This window comes from Nocardiopsis sp. EMB25 (assembly GCF_026797795.1).
In the GTDB taxonomy this organism is placed as follows: domain Bacteria; phylum Actinomycetota; class Actinomycetes; order Streptosporangiales; family Streptosporangiaceae; genus Nocardiopsis; species Nocardiopsis lucentensis.
The window spans coordinates 3,464,078-3,488,805 of record NZ_JAMTDN010000001.1 but is presented as its reverse complement, the minus strand read 5'-3'; the positions used below and the strand labels follow the sequence as shown (position 1 = coordinate 3,488,805).

Sequence of the window (24,728 nt, the reverse complement as noted above, 5' to 3'; positions counted from 1 at the left end):
CAGGCGGAAGCGCAGCCGGGAACGGCCACCAGGGGTGCCTTCCGACAGCCGCGCGGAGGTCTCCAGTCCCCGGCACGGCCGATGTCCAGCCGAGACAACCCCACACCGGATACGGAACGACCGTAACCGGAGTTCATGTCAGACGATACTGCGCCCGATGGGTTTCCGTCTGACGATTCGCTTATTACCAGAACCACCGGGTTCCAAAGCCTTAGAACGGTATCGGTGCGCTCCTGAACGATTCTGAACGATCGTGAACACCACCGAACGCCGCCAGGGTCAGCACGCACCACCAGGCTCGTTCTATGACTTTGCTACGGAAACATCCCCTACCTGGACATAGCACGCTGCAACCCTGTGCGCCTTGACCCCGGGTTCAGGTAGTTTCCACCGCATCGGCCCTTCCGGCTACGCGCCCCCCGGGTGCGGCGTCTCCAAACACAGCCTCCACCCGTTCGATTCCGGTCGTGTAGCTGTCCAGCCGACATTGTGATCCCCTTTCGGAAAGGGAACCCATGTCCATCTCCCTCACCCCGCAGGCAGCCCGGGTCCTGGTGATGATCCTGATCCTCATCGTCGCCCTCGCTGTCCAGGCCACCGGCCACGACCTGGTCACCGCCCTCCTGATCACCGTGGTCGGGACCGGGCTGGCCGCCGATGCCGCCCACCGTGTCCTTCCCACCGGGGCCACCCGATGACCCCCGGCGAAGCCGACTCCGGCCCCCACCAGTCCCTGATCCGCTACCGGCCCGTCCCTGGATACCGGCCGCTCCCGGACGCGCTCCCGCGCCGAGTCCGCAAGGACGCGGACGGCATCTGGTGGGGCGAGGTCCCGGTCATCCCGGCCGCGCCCCGCGACAGCCACCCCACACCCCACCGGACGACCCTCGTCCTGACCGACCACGACCACACCGAAGCCCAGACTGAGCCGCTGATCCCCAAGCCGCGGACCCGGGCGGTTCCCGACCTGCCGGGCCACGACCGCAAACCCGACCCGATGAAAGCGGAAACCCCCGCCGAGTTCGTGGACGTGATGCGCCGCTACCGCCGCTGGGCCGGGTCTCCGTCGTTTCGGCAGATGGCCAAGCGTGGGGGCTTGTACTCGGCGGCGGCGTTCTGCGAGGCGCTGCGTTCGGACAAGCTGCCCAAGTACACCCTGTTGAACGCGTTCATCGTGGCGTGCGGCGGGGCTGAAGCTGACTTCCAGCGGTGGGTGACCGCCTGGCGTCGCCTGGACGAGGACGAAGGGGGCAGACCCCCCGTGGTTCTGGTGCCCATTCCCCCGCTCTGGTAGCACCACCGCAGGGCCGTCAGGAATGAGCGTCCTGGCGGCCCTCGCACCGCACCGTGTGTCCATGAGGTTCACCGTGGGGGTCGGGCGCGAACCCGGGCCGTGTCGGTGTGCCCAGTCGGTGCCGAGCATCTGGAGTGCGTGGGTGAGCTGAATGACCTCCTGGTGGGCGGCCCTGACCACACGCGCCTCGCTCAGAGTGATGTGGACGACCTCCTTGGCCTAATCGAGATCGCCCAGCGCACGGTGCGCTTGTACTTGAGGCTGAAGACATCGCGTTCCCTGGTAGGTGTTAATCAATAGGTTCATGGGAGGCTCTTGCGCGTCCCGAGGCGCCGCTGCCTGTCGTGCTTGTGAACCCGGCAGCTATCGCCTTTGACCGTGGGGGTGTTTCCAAGAGAGCCAGGCAAGGGGTGGGCCTTTGACTGCCCGGTCAGGTGTGGGCCGAGATCAGTCCTTGCCGGGTGCTGATGGTGAAGCTGCCGTGTTGCTCAAGGTGCCAGTGGAGATTGGAGGCGGCTTGGGCCAGGGCGGCGTCGAAGGGAACACCCGCCTGTTCGGCCCAGGTGCGGTACGACGCCAGATGGGCGAGCACCGGTTCTGCCGTGGACACCTCGATGACACCGGACAGCTCCTGGACCACCACATGGGCAAAGTGAGCCCGTAGGGCGTCCTCGGCGTGTTCGAGGGGGAAGTGGTCGGAGAGCTTGATCCGCTGGGGCCCGCGGTCGACCCCCAGCACCTGGCCGGCGGCGGTGGACCACAGCTCGTCGAGTTCCCGCTTGTCGATGCTGGCATTGGTGGAGGCGAGCAGCACACCGCCCGGTTTGAGAACACGGGCGAACTCGGCCAGCCCGGTGTCCGGGGCGGGCAGATGGTAGAGCATGTGCATCGCCAGCACCGCGTCCACGGAGCGGTCCGCCAGGGGAAGCCGACAGGCGTCCGCGCACACGACCGGACCGGGCACATCGTGCAGCAGCGTGAGGGACAGGTCCACCCCCAGCGCGCGCACGTCGGGCCGCTGGGAGCGGATGCGGTCGAGATAGCGGCCGTTGCCGCAACCCACGTCAACCCAGGTGCCGCCGAGCCCGGAGAGTTGTTCCAGGGCCATCGCGGCGATGTCGAAGGTCGGGTGTTGGAACTCGTAGAGGCGTTGGCGGGCGCCCAGGTGGCGGTCGTCGCGGTAGGCGTCCGTGGTCAGGACTGACGCATCGGTCGTCGCCTGGGTGAGTGCGCGCGTGGAGTCCATGGATCCATCCTGTCCAGGTTCAGTCCTGCACGGTCAACGGTCCGGGGCGTTCACAGAAGGCGGTGATCTGCCCGCTGTGTTTCGTTCGGGGTGTGATGGAGGCTCTGGCGCCACGACGGTTCACGACGCAGGATGGGTGAGCATCCGTTTCAGGTGGCGGGTGAGATGCGCAGCGGCGTCTTCGGAGACGAGCGCCAAGTCCTGCGTCAGTGACGAAGACAGGCTGGTTCTGTTCAGCTTCGCGTGGTTGACGCGTGCACGCAGCGTCTCGCGCTGCCGGGGGCTCAGGTGTGTCTCGACAGCGGGGGAGCTCAGGACCGTGGCTACCGCGTAGGCGTCGTCGCTGTCTATAACTCCGTGGATGAGGTGATCCGCCAAGGCGTGGTGATGCGGGGCCAGTTCGCACGCCAACGTCCCCACACGAGTGGTGAACACCGTCCCGCCCGGGATGGGTGGCAGGTTCAGGATGGCGTCGGTCATGGCGGCGATGGCGTCGGTGGGGTCGTGGCCTCGCGCGCGTGCGGCCGCGGTGGCCAGACAGGCGGCGACGGCTTGTTCCCATGGTGCGGAGCAGGATGCCTCCTCCAGAAGGGTGTGCGTCGTGTCCGGCTCGTGGCGGTGGAGGGCAGCGACCACGGCGACTTGGCGGCCGTCCAACAGGCGGTGGCCGATGCCGTGGTGGTGGCTCAGGTGGGCGAGCGCTTCCTGCCACCGACCCGCTTGGCACAGGGCTCGGGTGCCGTCAGCGAGCAGGACCGTCCACAGGAATCGGCGCAGTTCGGCGCGCTCGGGTGGGCTGGCGACCAGGTCGGCGACCGCGCACGTGCGGCCTTGAACCACGGCCGTGCGCCCGTGGGTCATGGCCGCGAACAGGGCGTCGAACGTCTGGTGGGCGTCATCGAACTGGTCGGCGCGGATGGCGAGGCGGCCCAGGTTGACCAGAGGTTGCAGGGCCAGAGTCGCAGCCCGCACGGGCAGAGGCGCGGCTGGGGCGAACAGGTCGTGGTGTTCCCAGCACAGGCGCTCGGCCAGCACTGGTTGCCCGGTGTCGCTGGCGATCAACGCCGCCTTGTTCATCGCCTCGGAGGCTTTGATGAGCCCTTCAGTCGGGTCCTCGGCGGTGGCGGCCGCGCGGGCGAGGTCGTGGAGTTCCTTGATGCGCTGTCGGAGGGGGAGCGCTGGGGGCCGTGCGCGGGGCAGCAGCGGGACATAGCGGATCGCGGGAGGGAGTGAGAGGTCCTGGGTCATATGCCCACCGTTTCGGGGTCGAAGATGACGCGGGCGGCGGTGTGGGAGAGGACCGCCTGCTGTGGGCCGGGTATGCCGAGCCGGTTCCAGTGGAAGAGGATGTGGTGGGCGAGGATGGCGCGTAGCCCCCGTTTCAGACGGCCTTGGGCGTGTAGGGCGGCCAGCTCCTGCCCGCAGGCCTGGAAGCCCCGAGCCCAAGGGGCGAAACCCGCGAAGGCCCCGGTGGTGAAGTGCACCGCGCCGGGGCCGGGGTCGACACTGAGGAGCCGGTGCACCTGGTGGTGGAACTCTTCCGTCGGATGCGGGCCGTCGGAGGGTAGGGGGCGGGTGGCGGCCACGCGGTGCCACACGTCGCCCTGCTCGTAGTGGTCCAGGCCAGCGGCGCGCATGAGGGCACGGCACAGCAGCAGTGACACCTCCCGGCGCCGGTCCCTCCCGGACCTCGTGGTGGCCAGGAATCTCATCGTGTGGTGGGTGTCGGCGCAGAAAAGGGTGTGGGCGGTGTCGATGGCGGTCTCACCGCCGAAGGTGCGGGTTTCGGGCTCGTAGACGGCTTGGGTCCAGCTGCGGATGGTGCCGGTGGTGGCGAGCTCGTCCAGTTGCCCGGCCACCCGCTCTTGGGTGGTTTCCTGCTTCTCAGCGTCCTCGGGTAGGCGGATGCGACATCGCCATGCTCCTTTACGAACGAAGAACCAGGTGAGGCCGTCCAGCGCGGCGGCCAGGTGGCGGATGCTCACGTGTTCTGCTGTGGCGGGGTCGGGGAAGCTGACGGTGGCCTGCAACCACGTGTCGGAGGTGTGGGTCATGGGCGGGTTCTCCTAAGGGGGTGTCAGGCCAGGGCGAGGCAGGCGTCCCACGGCACACCAGGGGCGACGCCGTTGGCGTAGGTGTGCAGGGCCAGCGCGATCCCGGCGCGGCCGTCGAGGAACTCCGGGTCCTGGCCGTTGTCGAGCTCCAGCCGCGTGAGGAGGCAGGCGGCGATCCGGTCCAGGTCCGCCGTCAGGGGCGTGTCGGGAGCGTCGTCGTTGATGCGCCAGGCGCAGTGCAAGAGCCCGGCCCACCCGTGGCACAGCCCGAGTTCGGTGAGGGTGTTGAGCTGGTCGTCGTCGCGCAGGCAGTCGGCCATCGCCTGTTCAGCTATGACTCGTCGGTCGTCGTCGCCCAGGGCGAGCCCGGCGAGTTGTTGGGCTCGGGCCAGACCGGCGGTGCCGTAGCACCAGGAGGGCCTCTGACCGGTAACAGAGGCGTTGGTGCTCGGGCCGCTGCTCCATCGTTCGGGGGTGAGGTAATAGGGCCACCACACCCCCGCGGGACCGGTATGACGGCAGGTGTCGAGAACTGAGCAGATCCGTTCGATCGCCTCGACATGCCCGTCGACAGTGACTCCTCGCAGTGCCGCCAGCGACAGTACTGCCAACGGGGCGGCGATGCCGTGGGCCATGCCCATGTTGAGGTGGCCGCCGGGGAACTGCGGTTCGACGCGGCTGTGGGGGGATTGTTCGGTCCACCAGCCAGGAGGTTGGTCGGGACTTTCGGGTAGCGGCAGAGACAGGCGGACGAGGTAGGCGAGCACCTGCCGGGTGATCTCAGTGTCGGGGTGGCTGTGCAGGTGGTACACCGCCAGCCCGGCCAGGCCCTGGATGAGGTCGAACTCGGCCAGGGGCGGGCCCTCGCCGCGGTTGATCCGTGTGTGCGCTTGCTTCAACCGGTGCTGAGTGAGGCGCGCGGTGGCCTCGTCGAGGCGTTTGCGTGCGGTGGTCAGGTGGGTGGGTGAGGTCGCGGCGATGGTGGCGACCAGGCCCAAGGCAGGGGCGCCGGACCACAGGGTGGCGGTGTCCCCGCCGTTCACCGGCACGGACAGTGCACGGGTGAGCCAGGTTCGGGGGGTGTCCCATGATCCGTGGCCAGCGCGCGCGGCTTCGATGTGAGCCAGAGCCACCCCCGCGGCCCCGCCGCCCACCGAGGCGGGACGGGTCCGTAGCGGCGAAGCCGCCGCCGAGAACTGCACCCGGTCAGGGTCGGCGAGGCTGTCCAGGATCGTCTGGGCGGCGGCGTGCGCCCGCTCCGCCGTGGTGGCTGCCTGGACAGCGGTCATGGTGTCGTTCACGGAGCGGTCTCCTTGATGCGGGCGTTCCAACTCAGGGCGGCGGCCCGTGCCAGCGCCAGACACGACCGCTCGGCGTCGGGGTCGGGGCCGAACAGGCGTGTCGAGTGGAGGTGGAGCAGGTCCGGTAGCACGTCCTCAGCGGTGAGGCCAAGGTCGATGAGGGCCTTTGCGTAGGCGTGTACGGCTTCAGTGCGTTGACGCCAGACGTCCTGGATCAGCGTGGGATGACCCTCCAGGTTGGGGTTGGTGAGCGTAATCGTCCGCACGGCTTCGGCCCGGTCGGTGGTGCCCGGAGGCGCGTGGGCGATGAGCCAGGTACGGGCGGCGGGCTCGTCCCCGAGAACGTGGTGAGCGAGGTCGGTCATACTCACAGCCGCCCACACCCGCGTGCCGGTCTCGTCTGGGGTGGTGGAGAGCTGAGCCGCCACGGCGCGAGAGTCAGCGACGAACAACGCCTCGGCAGCGGCCATCGCGGCGCCGGGCCCGAACCTGCCGGCCTCGGGGGTGTAGGTGTCGTGAACGACGGCGGCGACCATGCCCCGCTCACGGAGGTCGCGTGTCCAGGAGTGCACGACCCGGAGCTGGTCGGGGCCATCGATCCGAATCCGGAGGCGTAGGTGGGGGTCGGGGTCGTGGTAGCGCAGGAACCACGCTTCGGGTGCCCCGGCACCGGCCAGGCGCGGGAGTTCGTCGGTGATTAGGTGGGTGGTGCGGTCGGGGTGGCCGTACAGCTTCACCGAGCACCAGCCGGGGCCGCCGGGCAGGTGCTCGGCAGCGCGGGGGTGGGCCGAGCCGGGGCGGGATCGAACCGGGATCTGGGGCAGTTCCGCGGTCAGGGTGGTGACGATCTCGTGGGCACGGCCCCCGATCCATGCCAGGTCTTGGCTGGTGGGGGCTTCACGCAGGAACACCTGGCTGTTGCGGTTCAGCGTGGTGCGCACCAGGTCTTGGTGTGCGGGCTGGTGCAGGTCGAGGTGGAGGCGTTGGTCGTTGTCCCCGAATTCCACCTGGGGTGGTACGCGGTGAGTGGTGCGCCACCGGTTCAGGTGGTCGGTCCACTCACGCCACGACGCTCGGGGGTTGGGAAGGTCGCAGGCGTCCAGCCGCCAACGGGCGGGGGCCAAGACGCACTGCTGCCATAGCACCCGGGGCAGGAACGGTAGATGACCGGCGGCTCCCCAGGAGAAGGGAAGGGACACGGTGGCACGCGCGTAGGACAGTTCGGCGAGGAACCGCAGCAGTGGGTTGGCAGCGCGGGTGAACTCGATCGCGTTGAACACCACCGGTTCCACGGGTCGATCGTGGCGAGTCGAGATCAGATGCAGGTGCCGTGCGTCGGCGGTGACGGCGAGCTCGTCCAGGCGTAGGGCGTCCGGTTCTGACGGATGGTGTTGTCCCAGGGCCAGTGTGGTCTCCAGCACACGGGGGGTGCGTGAGATCTGGTCTCCGCGCCCGGACCTCGTGGGGCAGGTGAGCTGAGCGGTGATCGCATTCCGCCTCAGGGTGGGTAGACGCCGGTAGAGGTTGGTCAGGTCGTCCCGGTCGGCCGGTGGGAGCAGGTCGAGGAAGCGGCCGACGGTGGTGCCCGCCGCACGGGACACTCCGGCGACCACGATGCGGAACTCGCCATTGGTGAGTGCTTCTCGGCTGGTGGCGTGAACGCGCCCCCGCAACTCGGTGTGCGGCCACACCGCCTCGGGCAGGGAGCCGAGGCGGTCCAGGACGGCCTCGTCCACCACGACCTCGTTCTCACCTCCCGAGGCGGCGCGTTGGGCCAGATCGAGCAGGGCGATGTCGCGGTCGGACACCGCTTCGGCGGGCGGCGATGGCAGCCGGGAGCCGTAGAACCCGGCGGGCAGGCCGAGCCCGCGGTCGGGGTCGGTCAGCTCGGCCACAGGCACCCTCGCGCCGACCCCGTACCGTTCACGGAAACGGCGGTGGTAGTCGCGCCATACGGCGGTGCCTCGCGGCTCGGGGGCCAGGCGAGCGAGGACCGCAGCGGCGCCCTGCATCTGCCACGCGACGGTGCGCGGCAGGGTCAGATCGCTGTCCAAGCGCAGGTCGACGACGGCCGAGGCGGCTTCGGGCGTCACCTTCGCCAACGCCTCGTGTGCTCGCCCGGCGGCGGCCGCGCGGCCGTTGGTGGTGGGCGCGTCGTCGTGGTCGCACAGGGCTTGGTGGGCGTCGTCCAGGCGGGCGAGGATCGTTGCGGCCTGCGGATACCGGTCGGCATCGGCATCCCGCATCGCTCCGATGAGGTGCTCCAAGGGGTCCGGGGTGTACATGGGCGGGCGCAGACAGGTCAACAACACACGGTGGTCCACGAGTGTGTCGACCATGGTGCGGGCCGCATCTTCCCGGCCCGGGAACGCTGTGGCCAGCACGGCTTCCACCTCTGATCGTGGGATGGGATTGGAGGCCAGCCCCATGACGAGACGCAGCGGTGCGGTCAGACGCAGCGACGAGCATGTGCCGCGGTCAGCACCCGAACGCGGGCGGTGTTCGACGATGACACGCCCGTCCCGGACCACGGCCAGGTCGTTGACGACCACTGTCAGGCGGGAGGTGAACTCCGCTGCGCAGGACTCCAGACGGGAGACGGCCGCATCGATCCAGGTGGCGTTCACCCGTGCCACAGGCCGGTGGTCATCGCCGATTCCCCCGGACACGGTGGAGGTGAACGCCATCGGGGCGACCCCGGCGAACAGACCGAACGGTGTGGCCCGGCTCTGGGAACGCAGCACATACCGGGCACACGAGCGGGACACCCGCGCGATGTCGCGACCGTGGCCGCCTTCGCCGCAGATCTGGTCAAGCCGCTGGACGAGGGCGGGGCTGGCCTCACGAATCGCTGGACCCACCACCGGATGGTCACGCACCTGCCGCAACCACGCGATCCACTCACTGCGGTGATCGGGACTGTCGGCGGGGGCCTCGGGCCACCGGGGAAGGTCTCGGGCGCTGCGGAGCGTGGAGGCGCGCACCAGCCCTGTCCGGTGTGCGGTGAATCGGGGTTGCACGAGCACTCCTTAGGCGCGGCCCGGCGCCGCTGGCGGCGGCACCGGGCTCAGTGGTGGGTGGTGTGTCACGGCTACGGGCAGGAGGTGCAGGCGCTCTGACACGTGGTGCCACAGCCATCACCGGTCAGGTTGAGCAGGTCGTCCAGCTTGGGGCCGCCCTCGACGACCTCGACGTCCAGGTCGAACCCGTCCGCGTCGACCTGGTGGTGTTCCTGCGGTGTCCGCATGGTTGCCTTCCTTTCGGATAGAGGGGCACACCCCGGGAGGCGGGGTGTGTTCAGGGCCAGGACAGGACAGTGCGCGTGTGCGGTTTGTCCAAGACCCGGACCCGGTCTGTGGGGAGGTCGGCGTCGGGCGTACCGGCTGGCCAGACCTCGATACGCGCCAGGGGATCCTTACGGCGATCCCAAGCGCGGAGGATGTCGATGTAGTCCTGGGCGGCGTCCTCGCCGTGGGGGCCGTAGGCGTACACCCCGACCTCGAACCGGCCATCACCCAGTTCGCGCTTGACCCGAACGGCCACGCTTCCGTCGTCGCCGAGCACCACCGGGACCGGTTGCCGGGCTACTGGCCCGGCGGGACCATGGTCGAGAACGTCGCCAGCCACGTGCAGCATGGCGTACCGGTCGACGTGGATCGCTGCCCACAGGTGCATCCGGTCGGGGTGAGTGAATTCGATCCCCGGCCAGAACTCCTTGCGTGGGCCGTGCAGGGCCTCAGCCAGCGCCGCGACGTTCACGGGCTCCTCTGTGTCGTACAGGGCGATGTCGTCCCCCTGTACGGGGATGCCGCGTTCCTCGTGTGCTCCGGCGCCCTGCATGGGCACGAACACCACGAGGTGGTGATCGGGGCGGCTGACCAGGTGGGAACCGACGCGGTCGAGTCCGACGGTGCGGTTCACACCGCGCAGCCGCATCGGGGTGACCAAGCGGCCGTTCCCGGTCAGTTGGGTGATCCATGCTGGGGGCAGGTCCCAGGCCCGCACGGTGACGAGGATCCGGTCGTAGGGGGCGAACTCCTGGCCCCCGTACTCGGCGTCACCGGTCACCACCCGCACGTCCTTGTATCCGGTGGCGTCGAGGTAGCGGCGGGCACGGTCGGTGACGTCGGGGTCGATGTCAATGGTGGTCACCTTGCCTTCGGGGCCGACCAGCTCGGCGATCAGCGCGGCGTTATAGCCGCCGCTGCCGATCTCCAGCACCCGCATACCGGGTTCGAGACCGGCCTGATCGAGCATCATCGCTTGCACCCGTACCGCCGACATCGAGCTGGTGATCAGCCCGCCCTCGGTGCTCTTGACGGGTATCGCGTAGTCGGTCGCGTAGGCGTCCTTCAGCGACTTCTCAGGCACGAACTCATGGCGAGGGACCTTCCGCAGCACGGCTTCGACCTGGGGGGAGATGGGGGGCATTCCCCACTCCTGCTGAAGGCGAAGCAGAGTGTCGACCATCTCCGCGCGCAGTTCGTGGGCCTTGTCGTCAGGCACAGAAATCCTCTCGATCGTGTTCGGATGGTGGCTGAACGTAGCAGTGCAGGTATCGGGGTGCGGGTTGGTGGCCGTGTTCGACCTCATGGGTGCGGCCGAATCCTTAGAGGTTCTCTTTGCGTCGGCCCCTCGCTTGCGTGAGCCTGCGAGCTTCCGCCACGCAAAGCGTCTTCTGGCCAGTGGCTGGTCGCACGACCTCGGCCCACACCGTGTGGCACTGCGAACCCCCGAACCACCCCCACGCGACAGCCAACCTGTCGACGAGGTGCAGACCGAACCCCGAGGGAACCCCGTCGTCGTCGGCCGTGAGCAGACGCGGCTCCCCGGAGGGACATCCTGGTGGCGTTCCCCTGTCGGTGACCGCGATATATATCCGGTCGGCATAGGGGGCTATCTCCAACCAGGTCGTGCCGTGGGACAGTCCGGAGGCGGTGTGACGCAAGGAGTTCGAGAACAGCTCGTCCACGATGCTCACGACCGGGTCCGCTTGGTCTCGGGGAAGCCGACTGGCTGTCCACGCCCATCGCCGGGCCTGTTTCAGAAGACGCGGGTCAGACCCGTACTCCACCGCGCACCCTCCGGGCCTGGTGGGCAGGATGCGCCGTGGCAGCGGGACCGGTGTGCACGGCTGGGCGAGAACGATCGCCATCTCTTCACCTCGGCAGGACGGTTGTTTCCCAGGACGGGAAGTCTCACCGCGATGTAACGTCGTGACCCAGCACACAAGGAATCCCGCAGCGATATACACAGGCGGTATGGAATGAGTGCCCCCCAGCCCCAGCAGCGCCTGTCCGTCCCCTTGACCTTCTGGTCCCGCACCGACGTCGTGCACGCCCTGAAAGACCACGACGCCGGGGCCCTGTTCCGACTCGTCCGCCAGTACTGCGGCGCGAGCCAGCAGACGATCGGCGCCGCCGTCGACCTCGCGCAACCGCACGTCAGCCGGATCATGGCGGGGCGGCAACAGGTCACGGCGCTCCGGAGCTGGCAGCGCTTGGCGGACGGCCTCGGCATGCCCAACGAGAGCCGCAGGCTGCTCGGCCTTGCCGATGCACACGGCGTATACCCCGGAGGCAACTCCCCATCCGGTTCTCCACCTGCGGATTCGGGTGATCTATGGTCAGCGTCCAGGACTGTTGACGACATCGCCGAGATCACGCTGAAGGACCTGATGAAACGTAGAGAGGCCCTGGCCGTTGGTGGCACGCTCGTCATCGGCACAGCGCTCACCGAAACCTTGGAACACTGGCTGCTGCCGACATCCGGAATCCTCGACCACAGGCGTGGTTCACTCGGGGAAGCGGAGCTCCAGCGGATCGAGGCCGCCACCGCCGCACTCCGGCACTGGGACGACCGATGGCGCCTGGGTATTCGCCGCAAGGCCGTTGTCGGTCAACTCTCCGAAGTCTCCGAACTAGCCGAGACTGGACAACCGGCCCCGGTGCAGGAACGGCTGTTCGTCGTCATGGCCGAACTGTCGAAGATCGCTGCGTCGATGTCCTACGACGCCGGAGACCACCCAACCGCGCAGCGCTATTACACGATCGCGCTACGAGCTGTCCACCAAGCAGGCCCCGAGCACCGGTTGTACGGCGTCGGGGTCCTCGCCGACATGGCCCGGCAGATGCTCGACACCCACAACCCCCAGGACGCCCTCGACATCTCCCGGATTGCCCTCGACAGCGCCCAAACGCACAACGCACCGTTGCCGGTTCTCTCTCTGCTACGCACCCGGGAGGGCTGGTCCTACGCCAATATGGGGCGCACCGCGGCCTACACCCGATCGGTCGCCCAAGCCGAAGACCTTCTCAGCGACGCAGCCGCCCAGCAGCTTCCGGCCTGGGCGCGCAACTTCGACCACGCCGAACTCGCGGGGGTCGTCGGCGCCCGCTACCGGGACCTCGCCCTGACCCAGGACGACAAGGCCACCCGACACCGGTACGCGCAGGCGTCGGCTACCTACATCAATCAGGCCCTCCGGTTGCGCGCCCCAGCCAAACGGAGGAACAGGGCGTTCGACTTGATCGGCCTGGGCCGTACCTACCTCGTCCTCGGAGAGCCGGAGGAGGCCGCTCGGGTCATCAACCGGGCCGCCGACCTCGAACGCGACCTCGGTTCCGGACGCGTGCGACGACGCCTCCACGACTGGTACCGGGAAGCCGCCGCCTTCCACCGCGAACCCTCCGTGGCCGCGACCCGTGCAGAGCTCTCCACTACGCTGCTGGCCGAACAGGCGAACGCGAAGGAGTTGGCATGACACGCATCGGGATCACCGGTCACTCGAACCTGACGGCCGACAGCGTCCCTCTGGTACAGAAGGCCCTGGACGACGCCTTGGCCTCCTACGCCGATGACACCCTTGTTGGTGTCTCCTGCCTGGCTCGCGGGGCGGACCAGCTCTTCGCCCTGGCCGTGCTCGCCGCCGGTGGACAGCTCGAAGTCGTCCTGCCCTCCGTCGACTACCGGGAGACGAAGGTCAAGCCGCATAACCTGGACCAGTTCGACGATCTGTTGATGCGCTCCACGCTCGTGCGCTACATGCCGCACAAGACCGCTGGACGGGCTGCTTACGAGGACGCCAACGAGACTGTCCTCGGCGGAATCGACCGGCTCTTCGCGGTCTGGGACGGCAAGCCCTCCGACGGTAAGGGCGGCACGGGGGACGCCGTTGAGGCCGCGCGCGACCGTGGGGTGCCAGTGGACGTGATCTGGCCCTCGGGGACGGCGCGGGAGAAGTAGACCGAAGAGTCGCGTGCAGCAGAAGGCCCGAACCTCGTCCGTGTTCGGGCCAGTGCTCGTCAAGGTCATTGACCGGCAATGCTGCTCGAAGTACGCCACACGGTCGGCCACGGAAGGAAAACGTTTCACTCACAAAGGTGAGCGCCCCGACCTTGCCTTACTGCTGAACAGAAGAACGAGTTCGGGAAGAACCCCGTGTTTGATCCTGCCTCGGTTCGGTGGGCAGACACCCGCCTCGGTGGGTTTGCCGCCGTATTGTGGCAAATCACGCTACCCACACCTCATGAGTGAGCACAGAATGACGACGATGTGAGTAGATCATGAGTACGGGAGCGGCATCCCGAAGTCGCGGGATGAAAAACACCTCACCGGGCTCTCCGTCGCGCGTGTCGAAAGAATCTTCCCCGGCCTGTCGAGCGGTGTGGGTGAGGGTCGCCTGAGAGGATGCTCGCGGACTGCTCACCTTGACGTCTATGCAGGTCATCATGAGTGAGCGAGAGGTCCGCAGGGGTGAAGGCTTGTGGATCTGGCTGCTGCTCAACCCCCGAACTTTACTGTTTCTTTGCCTTGGTGAGTTCCTCATGAGTATGGGCTGAGCGTTCGGTGATCACATTCTGAGTGTCTGCTGAGAATCGCGTTTGTTTTGATGCGGGTGTCGTTTCTCGTTGCGATTCGAGGAGGCACCCGTGGCCTTTGCGCCATCACCGCTGGCGGTCGTTGAGACCCGCTTCGTTCACCTGGCACCCACCCACCTAACCCTGCCCGGAAGCCAAATCCATCCCTGGCTTGAGGACCGCACCTATTCGCTGTACGAACTCCGTGACGTCCTGATGGGCGAGGACACCCCCTACGCGGTGCGCGATGAGGTGTGGCGGCACACCATCCGCGCCGCACGGCACTCCCAGGACTGGATGGTGGGCGCTCTTGGGCTGTGCATGCCCGCGCTGAGGAACGCCGCCCGACGCGCCTGCCGAGGCCTGTCCCGGGGGTCCGCCGCCGAGGTGGAGTCGGCGATCCTGGCCGAGACCATCCGCCAGGTGCGCACCATCAACACCGACTACGCCCGCCTGGTCTGGTACCTGACCCGTCCCGCTTACCGGAGCGCGCTCTCGGCACGCAAACGCGAGCTGGACGCGCCGACTCCGGCCGGAGCTGCGGGCCAGCAGGCCACCTGCCGGGGTGCCGTGGCGGGCAACCCCGACCTGTTGCTGGTCGCCGCGGTCCGGGTGGGGGTGCTCTCGGCGGCCCAGGCCCGACTGATCGCCCGCACCCGGCTGGAGAGGGTGTCGTTGGCCCGGGTGGCTGACGAGCTGGGCGTGTCCTACAAGGCGTGCGCGAAGCGACGCGAGCGCGCCGAGGAACGCCTGATCACAGCCATACGCACGGGCCAGGTCGCCATCGGTGACGCGCTCGTGGACACCGCTGGCGTCGACCGGACGCCGCCCGCCGAGGTCGTGCCGATGAAATCCGGGCGCCCGTTGTCGCATCGGCCCTGGCCGGTGGCTTCCTAGGAGGTTGATTTCGGGAACCAGACCCCGCCGCAACACCGGCGGGGTTCTGGTTCCCCGCCAGGGAGCGACGTCCAAGGAGGCCGGGTGAGGACGAGGGGTGCGCACACACCGCAGCGCAGCATCCAGTGGCGGTGGGCGGCGGTGGCACTGGCCGCCGTTGGGGTGGCCGTGTGGTGGGTGATGGTGGGAGAGGACGCCTCGTGGGCGTGGGCCACCGACACCGAGAACGCTGGTGAAGGTGGGGGTGAGGCTACGGGGGCGGGGCAGTCGACCGCCGAGCTGCGTCAGGTTGTGGATCGGGTGCGGTTGGTGCTCATCGCCCTCGCGTCGGCGCTTGGCACCTTGTTTTTGTCGATCGCGGGGGTGCGGTGGCTGGTCGCCAACGGTGAACCGGGGCAGATCGATGGGGCCAAGCGCGCCCTGTCGGGGGCGGCGATCGGGTACGGGATCGCGGTCCTGGCGACCGTGTTGATGGACGTCCTGAACTGGATCGTGGCCGTGGGCGGGGGCGGCGAGTGAGCCCCGCAGAGTGGTGGAGGCGGCAGGCCCCGTCCGGCCCGGTTCTACCCGCGGACGAGCCGTTGCCTCCCCCTTCGGATGACCCACTGCCGCCACCGCAGGACGTGGAGCCAAACCCGCAACCGGAGAACGAACCGGTGCAGGAGCCCGCACAAGAGCGGGAGATCACCGATGATCCGCTCCCACCCCCGGAGGACCCGCGCGAGGGCGAACCGCCCCTGCGCGGGCGGGATCCGGCTGAGGATGCGGTGGAGCTGGACACCGACGGGGACGTGTTCGACTGCGGCCTGGTCGATCCGGGCTGTCATGTGTCCAACTGGTTCGCCGACTTCGTCATCTCCGGGTTGAACCCCGCCCTGGGGTGGCTCGCAGAAAAGGCGTTCCACACCCCGCTGCCGAGTGAGGGCATGAAGGCCCTGCACGCCGGGATCCTGGTCACCGCGAACGTGTTGTTCGTTTTGGTGGTGGTGGCGGGCGGTCTGGTGGTCATGGGCTACCGCACCTTCCAGGACCGCTACTCGGTCGGGGAGATCCTGCCCCGCATCGTGTTCGCGTTCGTCGCCTCGAATCTGTCGTTGTGGGTGTCCACGGAGATCGTGCGCTTGTCCAACGGTGTGGCGGCGGCCATCGGCGCTGATGGCATCAACGCCCGCGAAGCGGCGGTCAACTTCCGGGACCGCCTCGATGCGCTGCTGGCCGAAGCGGTGGTCTTCACCATCCTGCTTCTGGTGGTCGCGGTGGTGCTGCTGGTGGTGTGGATGGTCACCGAGGCGGTGCGTATCTGCACCGTCATCGTGCTGGTGATCGCCGCACCGGTGCTCCTGATGTTTCATGCGCTGCCGCAGACCAACCGGATCGCCGAGCTGTGGTGGAAGTTGATGGCGGGGCTGTGCGCGATCCCGATCGCCCAGTCATTGGTGTTCATCACGATGATGCGGCTCTTCTTCGAAGGGCAGATGACCCTCTTCGGCGCCCTGAACCCCACCACCGACAGTGCCGACGACGTCGGCGGTGCGGACTGGCTGCTGCAGATCATGCTGCTTCTGGTGTTGCTGTATACGCAGATCCGGATCCCGGCCTGGGTGAAGAAGCTGATCTGGGAGCCGACCCATCCGGGGAGTTCACCGATCGCCGCCCTGGTGCGGAACCTGGCGTGGATGCTGGCCTTCCGGTCTCTGGGCAACCTGCGCATGCCCGGGGTGTTCACCCATGGGCTCAACCTCGGACTGAAATGGCCCCACCTGGGCTGGCCGGGCCGCACCCCGGGCAGGAAACTGCCCCGCTACACCCCGGGCCCGCCCAAGGGTGTGCAGCCGTTGCACTCGCAGGCGTGGTGGTACCGGCCCCGACACGACCCACCTGAACCCATCGGCGCTCTTCCCGGCCCCCGACCTGCCCTCCCTGGGCCAGGCGGAGGTTCGTCCGGGCCCCGCCCCCACGGTGGACCACCCGGACCAGCGGGCCTGCCGGGACCGCGTGCTCTCCCACCGGTTCCCGACCCCCGTGTGGGGACGCCCGCCCCGCCGCGCCGGGCTCTGGTCGAGGGGCGCATGCCGGGGTCACCCCGGACGGGGCAGCAGGTGCTGTTCCGCAGCCCGGCTTCGCCGCAGGCGGGGCCGTCAGCAGCGGGAGCACCTCCTCAACGCCGATGGCGCCAGGGGGTGCTGCCGACCCCGCCGCCGGTGCGGGTGCCCGGGCGGCGTGCCCCGGAACGGGTCGCCGATGTGTGGGTCAGGCAGCAGCGTGAGCCGAGGCGGCCCGCGCACGTCAAGGGGCAGCGGCCCCTGTTTCCCAACCCCAAACGCAGGTGGAAGCAGTACGGGCTGTTCCCACGCCCCAAGCGGGACGCGCAGTGATCGTCCGAGAAGGAAGGAAGTGGCGTGGTTTCTGAGGAGCCGTCGTCGTGGCAGGGGCGTATCCCCGCCGACATCGACCGAGCTGAACCCGTCCTGTTCAACCTGACCGCCCGTCAGTGCCTGATCATCGCCCCCGTCCTCGTGGGGGCATGGGGCGCCTACCTGCTCCTGCGCGAGACAGTGCCGCTGTGGGTCTTCGCCCTGGCCTTGGCCCCCGTCCTGGGGGTAGCCATCGCGGTCGCCCTGGGTGAGCGCGACGGTCGAGGGTTGGAGCGGGTCGCGGCCAGCGCGCTGGCATGGGCGCGGTCGCCGAAGCATCTGGTGGGCGCACCGTCGGGGGAGATTCCACAGTTGCCGCGATGGGTGCCCCGACTGGCCCGCGCACCCCGTTTGGCGCCGCTCCGGCTTCCGGCCTCCGCGATCACCCCGGAGGGGGTGATCGATCTGGGTGGGCGGTGCGCGGTGATGATCTTCTGCACCACGCTGCCCTTCCAGCTCGCCTCGGGGCGTGAACAGGACCAGACCCTGGCCGCTTTCGCCGGGGTGGTGGACGCGCTGTCCGAGCCGGTGCAGGTCCTGGTGCAGCGGCGCAAGGCGGACCTGTCGTCCTTCACGGCGATGGTTCGCGACAACACCAGCCATCTGCCGCATCGGGCATTGGCCGAGGCCGCGGTGGCGCACGCCGACTTCCTGGACGAGCTGGCCCGCACTCATGAGCTGTCGCATCAGCAGGTGGTGGTCGTGGTCACCGCCACCGGCCCCGCCCACCGGGCGGGGGCGGCTCTGCGACGCACCGCACAGGACACCGCTGATCGGCTCGCGACTCTCGGTATCCGCACCTACGTCCTGGGAGGCGTCGAGGCGGAGCAGCTCCTGCGCCAAGCGATGGCCGCCCCTGGTCAGACCGTCACCGATTCCGATCCGGGTGCCGATGCGCGTTCGGACACCGACATCCGCGACGAACACGCACACGAACGAGAGGGAGGGGAACGTTGATGGGACTCCACAAGCCCTGGACACGATCCGGGTCACCGGCACTGGGAGGGCCCGCCGTCCACGTGGGGGCACGCCACCTTCAGGTCGAGGGAGGTGTCTGCCAGACCCTGGCGGTGGTCGGGTTCCCGCGCCAGGTGAGCGTGGGGTGGGCCGAGCCGCTGCTCACCTACCCCGGGCAGCTCGACATCGCCTTCCACCTGGTTCCGGTCCCGGCGTCGACGGCCGCGACCCGGTTGCGGAAGCGGCGGGCGCGGTTGGAGTCGGCGCACCGCACCAGCGCCTCCCAGGGGCGGGTGGAGGATCCGCGCCAGGTGGCGGCGGCGATGGACGCCGCTGAGATCGCCGACCGTATCGCGACCGGCCAGGGCCGGTTGTTCCAGGTGGCGGTGTATGTGACCGTGCACGCCCCCACCCTGGAGGCGTTGGAGGCCGAACTCGGGCAGGTGCACGCGTTGTGCGCCTCGTTGTTGGTGGACGCGGTCCCGGCGACGTTCCGCTCCCTGCAGGGGTGGATCTCCACCCTCCCGCTCGGAACCGATGCGCTGGGGATGGGCCGGTCGATGGACACCGACGCCGTCGCCACGTTGTTGCCGTTCACCTCACCGGAGCTGGTCGCGGACCTGGGCGAGACGACGGTGGTCTACGGCACCAACACCCACTCCTCCGGCGTCGTGGCCTGGGACCGGTTCAGCGGAGGGTTGGACAACCACAACAGCGTGATCCTCGCCCGCTCCGGGGCTGGCAAGTCCTACCTGGCCAAGCTCGAGGTCCTGCGGTCGCTGTTGGTGGGGGTGCAGGTCGCGGTCATCGATCCCGAAGGCGAGTACTGCCGTCTGGCCGAAGCGGTCGGCGGCACCACCCTCCGGTTGGGGGTGGAGGAAGACCGGTTGAACCCCTTCGCCCTCCCACCCGTTGAGGCCGACGCGCAGGGTTTCACGAACCGGGCGCTGTTCCTGCACACCCTGATCACCGCGATGGTCGGCGAACTCTCCCCGGTGGAGAAGGCGGTGCTGGATCGGGCGATCATCACCGCCTACGCCGAGGCCGGGATCACCCGTGACACCACCACCTGGACACGGCCCGCGCCCGTGCTCGCTGACCTGTCCGCGGCGCTGGAGGAGGTCGCGACCGCCCCCGGTGCGGCAGATGAGCTCGGACAGGCCGCTGGGCAGGTGGCGGACCGGTTGGATCCCTTCGTTCACGGGTCGCACGCGGCCCTGTTCAACGGGCCCTCCACCGGCCAGGTGGACGGGCATCTGACCGTGGTCTCCCTCAAGGAGCTACCCGACGAGGTTCGCGCGGTGGGGGTGTTGTTGGCGTTGGACGCGATCTGGCGACACGTCACCACCAGCACCCGCACGGGGCCGCGCATGGTCGTGGTGGACGAAGCCTGGCTCCTGCTTCAGGATCCGGCCGCGGCCCGCTACCTCGCCCGGCTCGCTAAGGCCGGACGCAAGCACTGGGCGGGGTTGACCCTGGTCACCCAGGACGTGGGGGACGTGCTCGGCACCGACCTGGGGCGGGTGGTCGTGGCCAATGCCGCCACCCAGATCCTGCTCAAACAGGCCCCGCAGAACCTCGACCAGGTGAGTGAGACCTTCCATCTCTCGGCGGGAGAGTCCCACCTGGTCGCCACCGCCGCACGAGGCAGCGCGCTGTTGGTGGCCGGGCACCAGCGGGTGGGGTTCGGCCCCATCGCCTCACCGGCCGAGCACCGGCTGATCACCTCCGATCCCGCAGAACTGGCCGCACTCGCGGCACAGGAGCGGGAGGAGAACAAGCACCGGGACGCCCACCCCGACAGCGGGACGGGTGAGTTCGAAGACGGGGCGGTGGCGTGATGGTCGACTTCCTACTGGGCGGAGGGTTCTTCCTCCTCCTCGGCGTGATCCCCATAGCCGGTGTGGTGGTGGTCGCCGCGGTGCTGGGGGTGAGGTGGGCCCGCCACCGCTACCTGTCGAAGGATGCGCGGATGGTGGAGATCCTGCCCCCGCCCCAGGCCACGTTGGACAACGCCACGGAGTTCTGGAACCACACCCTGGGCTTGCTCAAGCCCCGCTGGTCCCGCTGGCTGATCCAACCCCACCTCGCGCTGGAGGTTGTGGCCTCCGCTGCTGGGGTGCGGTTCCAGGTGTGGGTGCCCGGGACCGTCCCACCGGGCGCGGTCGAGCGGGCGATCAGCTCGGCCTGGCCCGGCGCCACCACCTCCACCCACCACCTCACCCCCGACGCATCCCCGCTCCCGGAGGGGGCCTACACCACGGGCGGACACCTGAGGTTGGGGCGGGCTGAGGTGTTCCCGCTGCGCACGAAGTTCACCACTGACCCGGCCCGCCCTCTGCTGGGGGCGTTGGAGGATCTGGCCGAGGGCGAGTACGCCTTGGTGCGCATCACCGCTCGCCCGGCGACGGGATGGCGGCTGGCCCGGGCCCGCCAGGCGGCGGCTCGCCTGCACGGCCACCCCGGCCTCGGGGCGATGGCCCTGGACGCGATCGACCCCACCACCAGCGCCCGGACCACGCGCCCACCACTGCTGCCCGGCACGGGGGATGATGTGCGGGCGATCCTGACGAAGGCGTCCAGCCCTCGGTTGGCGTGCGATGTCGCCTACATCCTCACCACTACCCACCAGGGTGAGGCCGCCAAGGAACGGCTGCGTGGGCGGGCGCATGGGGTGGCGTCGAGCTTCGCGGCGTTCACAGGCGGCGCTAACCACCTGGATCGCCGCTTCATGCTTAAGCCCGCCTGGTGGGCGACCAACCGGTTCCTGGGTTATGGGTTCTTGCTCACCAGCAGCGAGCTGGCAGGGGTGGCTCACCTGCCCACCGACAGCACGGTCCCGGGATTGATCCGTGCTGGGGCTCGACCGGCCGCACCCTCGCCCGCGATTCCGCGGGGAGGTGAGGGCACCAGGGTGATCGGCGATGCCGACGCCGGAATTGACCGTCCGGTGGCGGTGGGGGTGGCCGAGTCGCGTCAGCACACCCACATCCTCGGCAAGACCGGGTCGGGCAAGTCCACCCTGCTGGCGAACATGGTGCTCCAAGACGCCGAGGCGGGGCGGGCCGGGCTGGTGATCGACCCGCGCGGGGACCTGGTCACCGACATCCTGGCCCGTTTGCCCGAACACGCCATCGACCGGGTGGTGTTGTTCGACCCCGACGACAAGGCGCTGCCGCCCCGGTTGAACCTGCTGCAGGGCGGGGACCCGGACTTCGTCTCGGACACGGTGGTGGGGATCTTCCGCCGCATCTACTCCGACTACTGGGGGCCGCGCACTGATGACATCCTGCGCGCCGCCACACTCACCCTGACCAGGGCTAAGGATCCCACCCTCACTCTCGGGCACATCCCGCGCCTGCTCGCTGACGACGCTCTGCGCAAGCAGGTCATGACGCTGGTTTCCGAGAAGTCCGGCGTGGACGCTGCCCTGGCCGACTTCTGGGGCTGGTACGGGGCGCTGACCGAGTCCGCCCGCTCGGCGGTCACGGGGCCTGTGCTCAACAAGTTGCGGACGGCTCTGCTGCGCCGGTGGGTGCGCCAGGTGGTCGCGTCGGGGCCGTCGACGATCGACCTGCCGACCCTGTTCGACACCGGCCACCTGGTGCTGCTCCGCTTGCCGAAGGGACGGCTGGGTGAGGACACTTCGAGCCTGATCGGGTCGTTCGCGCTGGCGGCCACGTGGCAGGCGGTCACCGCACGCATCTACACCCCCGAACACCGGCGCAGCGATCTGTGCGCGTACGTGGATGAGTGCCAGAACTTCCTGAACCTGCCCGGGTCGCTGGAGGACATGCTGGCCGAGGCCCGCGGCTACCGGCTCGGGCTGACGCTCGCCCACCAGGAGCTCGGACAGCTCCCCGCCGAGTTGCGTAAGGCGGTGTCGGCGAACGCGCGCACGAAGGTCTACTTCACCGCCTCCCCTGACGACGCCGCGAGCCTGTGCCAGCACACGCTGCCGGTGCTGGGGGACTACGACCTGACGAACCTGGGCGCCTACCAGGCGGCGGTGCGCCCGCTGGTGGAGGCGAAGGAACAGGGGGCGGCGACGGTGCGCACCCGCCCCCTCCCACCCCCGATCCCGGGTCGGGCGACGCAGGTCCGTGAAGCCGCGCGCCGTCATGGCGCGGAGACGGCAGACGAGGCCGCCTCGTCGGAGGAGTTCGGTGAGGAGCTGCTGGATGACTGAGCACGGGTACACGCTGGTGTCGTTGATGACCCGGCTGACCGAACGCGACATGGCGATCGTGGGCGACGTCCATGACCACCAGACGCTTACCACCCATCAGATCACCCGGGTGCACTTTCCCGAAGCGTGCGCCCGGAGGGCCAGGCGGCGTCTGCAGCTCCTGCACCGCTACGGGGTACTGGACCGGTTCCGCCGGTACACGCCGCGAGGCAAACTCCCCGACCACTGGATCCTCGCCCCCACAGGGGCGGAGCTGCTGGCCTACCACCGCCACGTCCAGGTATCCGACCTGGACTTCCACTCCGACCAAGCAGAGCGGTTGGGCTACTCCAGGCAGCTCGGGCACATCGAGGGGCTGGCCGAGAGCTTCGTGCGTTTCGCCGAGGCCGGCCGGGGACCAGGGAAGCTGGTGCGCTGGTACGGCCAGCGCGAGTGCGCGCGCCAGTGGGGGTCACGCATTCGCCCGGACGGCTACGTGCGCTGGCGCCAGGAGGAGAGCGTCCTGCGCGCTTTTTTCGAGTACGACACCGGGACCGAGCCTTTGTCCAAGGTCCGCCGCAAAATGGTGGGGTACGCGAACCTGGCACGGCACCGCGAGGTGCCCTCGATCGTGCTGTTCGCGGTCCACTCCGACCAGCGCGCCCAGCACGTGGAGACGACGCTGGCCCAGGACGTCTCCGAAACGGTCGGGGTGTATGTGACCACTCATGCTCAGATCACCGGGCAGGGACCGGCAGAAGCGGTGTGGCGGGTCGTGGGCTCCTCGGGTTCTGGAGACCGGTTGAGATTGGTGGACATCGCCCGCCGCCACCCCCTCCCCGAGCAGGGGCAGGGAGGAGGGTGATCCGACTCGCGATGGGTGCGGCGGGGGCGGTCTTCCTGGTGGTGCCGGTATTCATCGGCGCACTGTCGGACACCGAGCATCGGGCCGCTCCCGTTCCCGGCCAAGTGGAAGGGATCCCGGATGTGGTGTTGGGCGCCTACGCCCAAGCGGCGGGGCAGTTGGAGGTCGAGTATCCGGGGTGTGTGGGGATGACGTGGCCCGTCCTGGCCGGGATCGGGAAGGTTGAGTCGAACCACGCGGCCGGACACAAGATCTCCTCGGAGGGGCGGGTGCACCCGCCGATCATCGGCCCTCGTCTGGACGGGTCGGGGGCCGGGGGCAACACGACGGCGCACACCGACAGAGACGGCGGGGTGTGGGACGGGGATGTGGAGTTCGACCGGGCGGTGGGGCCGATGCAGTTCCTCCCATCCACCTGGGCGTCCCATGGTTTCGACGCCACCGGTGACGGCGTCGCGGATCCGCACAACGTCGTCGACGCGGCGTGGAGTGCGGCGGTGTACCTGTGCGTCAGCAACCCGCACGCAACGGTCGTGGACTTCGGTGACGAGGACGATCTCGAGGCGGCGCTGCTGCGCTACAACCGCTCGGCGTCCTACGTGGAGGAGGTGAGGGGGCATATCGACGCCTACGCCGAGCTGGCCGCCCACTCGGCCTCAGCACCCGGTTCGGGGACGGAGGCCAGTAGCGCGCAGGGGCGGGTCGCGGTGGAGTGGGCTTTGGCCCAGGTCGGTAAGCCGTATCTGTGGGGTGGCACGGGGCCGGGGACGTTCGACTGCTCGGGGTTGGTGATGCGGGCGTGGGAGGCGGCGGGTGTGGGCCTTCCGCGGGTGACCACCGACCAGGTCCACGCGGGAAGGCGCGTCGGGCTCAAGGAGGTGCGGCCGGGGGATCTGCTGTTCTATGACACCGGAGCACCCGGTGGGTCGCCCTCACACGTGACGATGTACGTCGGTGACGGGCAGATGGTCAACGCCCCAGGAACGGGACGGTTCGTGCGGGTCGAGCCGGTCAACGGCGAGTACTACCGTGCCCGGTTCGTGGCGGCCGTCCGACCGGGCTGACAGCCCCCCACCGCCGCTGTGGGCGCGGACACCCCCTGCGTGGGGGTGTCCGCGCCCACGACGTGTTGGACGTCTGTCGGGACGGCTGAGTCCCTCACACCTGACGGCGGTGTCGAGCGCCCATCTTTTTTCGTGTGCCATGACTTTTCTGAACCAAGCGGGTTGAAACTTCTCGCGAGTATGGGGAAACATCAAACCCGCTGGTCATCCCGGGTGAACACGACCATTCCTAATTATCCGGTCTTATTTGTATGCCTGAAATGGGGTCATTCGCCATGCCTGTATGCGGCTTGAGAAACACCCACCTCGACCTGTCCTCGCCGGGGGCTGACACCAGATAGCAGAGCTGATCGCGTCGTGTCGGGCGGGGTGAGGAAGCGCAGCTCCGAGGGGCGGCCGACATTCGGGGCCATTGACACCTCTCCGGCCCAAAACACGAGCACGCCATCGTCGAGAAGACAACCCAAACAGAGAGCCGCCTCGGACGGTGATAGCAGCACCGACCGAGGCGTGATCCACCACCTGACAGCAGCAGGAGGAAGATCTATGAGCCATGGTACGGGTCGGCACCGCAGGCGCCGACAAGGATGGGCCAGCCGTGCGCGGCAG

General features: G+C 68.8%; 20 protein-coding genes. 12 read left to right on the top strand and 8 right to left on the bottom strand.

Going from position 1 to position 24,728, the window contains the following annotated elements:
- Positions 1–515: 515 nt before the first annotated feature.
- Entirely contained in the window at positions 516–698 is a 183-nt protein-coding gene (locus tag KIK06_RS15070; protein ID WP_268643636.1) for a hypothetical protein, read from the top strand.
- The gene (locus KIK06_RS15065) at positions 695–1,294 is read left to right on the top strand and encodes a hypothetical protein (RefSeq protein ID WP_268643635.1); all 600 of its coding nucleotides are present in this window, start codon (positions 695–697) and stop codon (positions 1,292–1,294) included. Before KIK06_RS15070 ends, KIK06_RS15065 begins: the two co-directional genes overlap by 4 nt.
- Positions 1,295–1,724: 430 nt before the next feature.
- On the opposite strand, the gene KIK06_RS15060 is transcribed toward KIK06_RS15065, so the two are convergent.
- The 8 genes from KIK06_RS15060 to KIK06_RS29380 form a co-directional block, all read right to left on the bottom strand.
- The gene (locus KIK06_RS15060; RefSeq protein WP_268643634.1) at positions 1,725–2,540 is read right to left on the bottom strand and encodes a class I SAM-dependent methyltransferase; all 816 of its coding nucleotides are present in this window, start codon (positions 2,538–2,540) and stop codon (positions 1,725–1,727) included.
- 120 nt (positions 2,541–2,660) lie between these two features.
- Complete coding sequence (locus KIK06_RS15055; protein ID WP_268643633.1) at positions 2,661–3,788, bottom strand: hypothetical protein; 1,128 nt, start codon at positions 3,786–3,788, stop codon at positions 2,661–2,663.
- Positions 3,785–4,594 (bottom strand): thiopeptide-type bacteriocin biosynthesis protein, encoded by an 810-nt coding sequence (locus KIK06_RS15050; protein WP_268643632.1) that lies wholly within the window; start codon positions 4,592–4,594, stop codon positions 3,785–3,787. Before KIK06_RS15050 ends, KIK06_RS15055 begins: the two co-directional genes overlap by 4 nt.
- Positions 4,595–4,617: 23 nt before the next feature.
- On the bottom strand, positions 4,618–5,895 hold the full coding sequence (locus KIK06_RS15045) for a lanthionine synthetase C family protein (RefSeq protein WP_268643631.1): 1,278 nt from the start codon (positions 5,893–5,895) through the stop codon (positions 4,618–4,620).
- A complete protein-coding gene (locus KIK06_RS15040; RefSeq protein ID WP_268643630.1) occupies positions 5,892–8,915 on the bottom strand; it encodes a lantibiotic dehydratase in 3,024 nt (1,007 codons plus the stop codon). The genes KIK06_RS15045 and KIK06_RS15040 overlap by 4 nt, the downstream gene beginning before the upstream one ends.
- Before the next feature lie 71 nt (positions 8,916–8,986).
- On the bottom strand, positions 8,987–9,142 hold the full coding sequence (locus KIK06_RS15035; protein ID WP_268643629.1) for an FxLD family lanthipeptide: 156 nt from the start codon (positions 9,140–9,142) through the stop codon (positions 8,987–8,989).
- 50 nt (positions 9,143–9,192) lie between these two features.
- Positions 9,193–10,401 (bottom strand): methyltransferase, FxLD system, encoded by a 1,209-nt coding sequence (gene fxlM, locus KIK06_RS15030; RefSeq protein WP_268643628.1) that lies wholly within the window; start codon positions 10,399–10,401, stop codon positions 9,193–9,195.
- A gap of 103 nt (positions 10,402–10,504) precedes the next feature.
- The gene (locus KIK06_RS29380; protein ID WP_442789773.1) at positions 10,505–11,050 is read right to left on the bottom strand and encodes an ATP-binding protein; all 546 of its coding nucleotides are present in this window, start codon (positions 11,048–11,050) and stop codon (positions 10,505–10,507) included.
- Positions 11,051–11,161: 111 nt separating this feature from the next.
- Here KIK06_RS29380 and KIK06_RS15025 point away from each other — a divergent pair, with 111 nt between their 5' ends.
- The 10 genes from KIK06_RS15025 to KIK06_RS14980 all read left to right on the top strand — a co-directional run bounded on the left by KIK06_RS15025 (position 11,162) and on the right by KIK06_RS14980 (position 24,119).
- Positions 11,162–12,658: a helix-turn-helix domain-containing protein gene (locus KIK06_RS15025; RefSeq protein ID WP_268643627.1), complete on the top strand. Its 1,497-nt coding sequence runs from the start codon at positions 11,162–11,164 to the stop codon at positions 12,656–12,658.
- Positions 12,655–13,140: a hypothetical protein gene (locus KIK06_RS15020; RefSeq protein ID WP_268643626.1), complete on the top strand. Its 486-nt coding sequence runs from the start codon at positions 12,655–12,657 to the stop codon at positions 13,138–13,140. Before KIK06_RS15025 ends, KIK06_RS15020 begins: the two co-directional genes overlap by 4 nt.
- A gap of 686 nt (positions 13,141–13,826) precedes the next feature.
- On the top strand, positions 13,827–14,651 hold the full coding sequence (locus KIK06_RS15015; RefSeq protein WP_268643625.1) for a sigma-70 family RNA polymerase sigma factor: 825 nt from the start codon (positions 13,827–13,829) through the stop codon (positions 14,649–14,651).
- A gap of 84 nt (positions 14,652–14,735) precedes the next feature.
- Entirely contained in the window at positions 14,736–15,170 is a 435-nt protein-coding gene (locus KIK06_RS15010; protein ID WP_268643624.1) for a hypothetical protein, read from the top strand.
- 137 nt (positions 15,171–15,307) lie between these two features.
- Positions 15,308–17,026, top strand: a complete 1,719-nt coding sequence (locus KIK06_RS15005) for a hypothetical protein (protein ID WP_268643623.1) — start codon at positions 15,308–15,310, stop codon at positions 17,024–17,026.
- A 24-nt stretch (positions 17,027–17,050) separates the two neighbouring features.
- Entirely contained in the window at positions 17,051–18,022 is a 972-nt protein-coding gene (locus tag KIK06_RS15000) for a PrgI family protein (RefSeq protein WP_268643622.1), read from the top strand.
- A complete protein-coding gene (locus KIK06_RS14995) occupies positions 18,022–19,863 on the top strand; it encodes a VirB4 family type IV secretion system protein (protein ID WP_268643621.1) in 1,842 nt (613 codons plus the stop codon). Before KIK06_RS15000 ends, KIK06_RS14995 begins: the two co-directional genes overlap by 1 nt.
- Entirely contained in the window at positions 19,863–22,211 is a 2,349-nt protein-coding gene (locus tag KIK06_RS14990) for a type IV secretory system conjugative DNA transfer family protein (protein ID WP_268643620.1), read from the top strand. Before KIK06_RS14995 ends, KIK06_RS14990 begins: the two co-directional genes overlap by 1 nt.
- On the top strand, positions 22,204–23,055 hold the full coding sequence (locus KIK06_RS14985) for a replication-relaxation family protein (RefSeq protein WP_268643618.1): 852 nt from the start codon (positions 22,204–22,206) through the stop codon (positions 23,053–23,055). The genes KIK06_RS14990 and KIK06_RS14985 overlap by 8 nt, the downstream gene beginning before the upstream one ends.
- Positions 23,052–24,119, top strand: a complete 1,068-nt coding sequence (locus KIK06_RS14980) for a C40 family peptidase (protein ID WP_268643616.1) — start codon at positions 23,052–23,054, stop codon at positions 24,117–24,119. The genes KIK06_RS14985 and KIK06_RS14980 overlap by 4 nt, the downstream gene beginning before the upstream one ends.
- Positions 24,120–24,728: the final 609 nt, after the last annotated feature.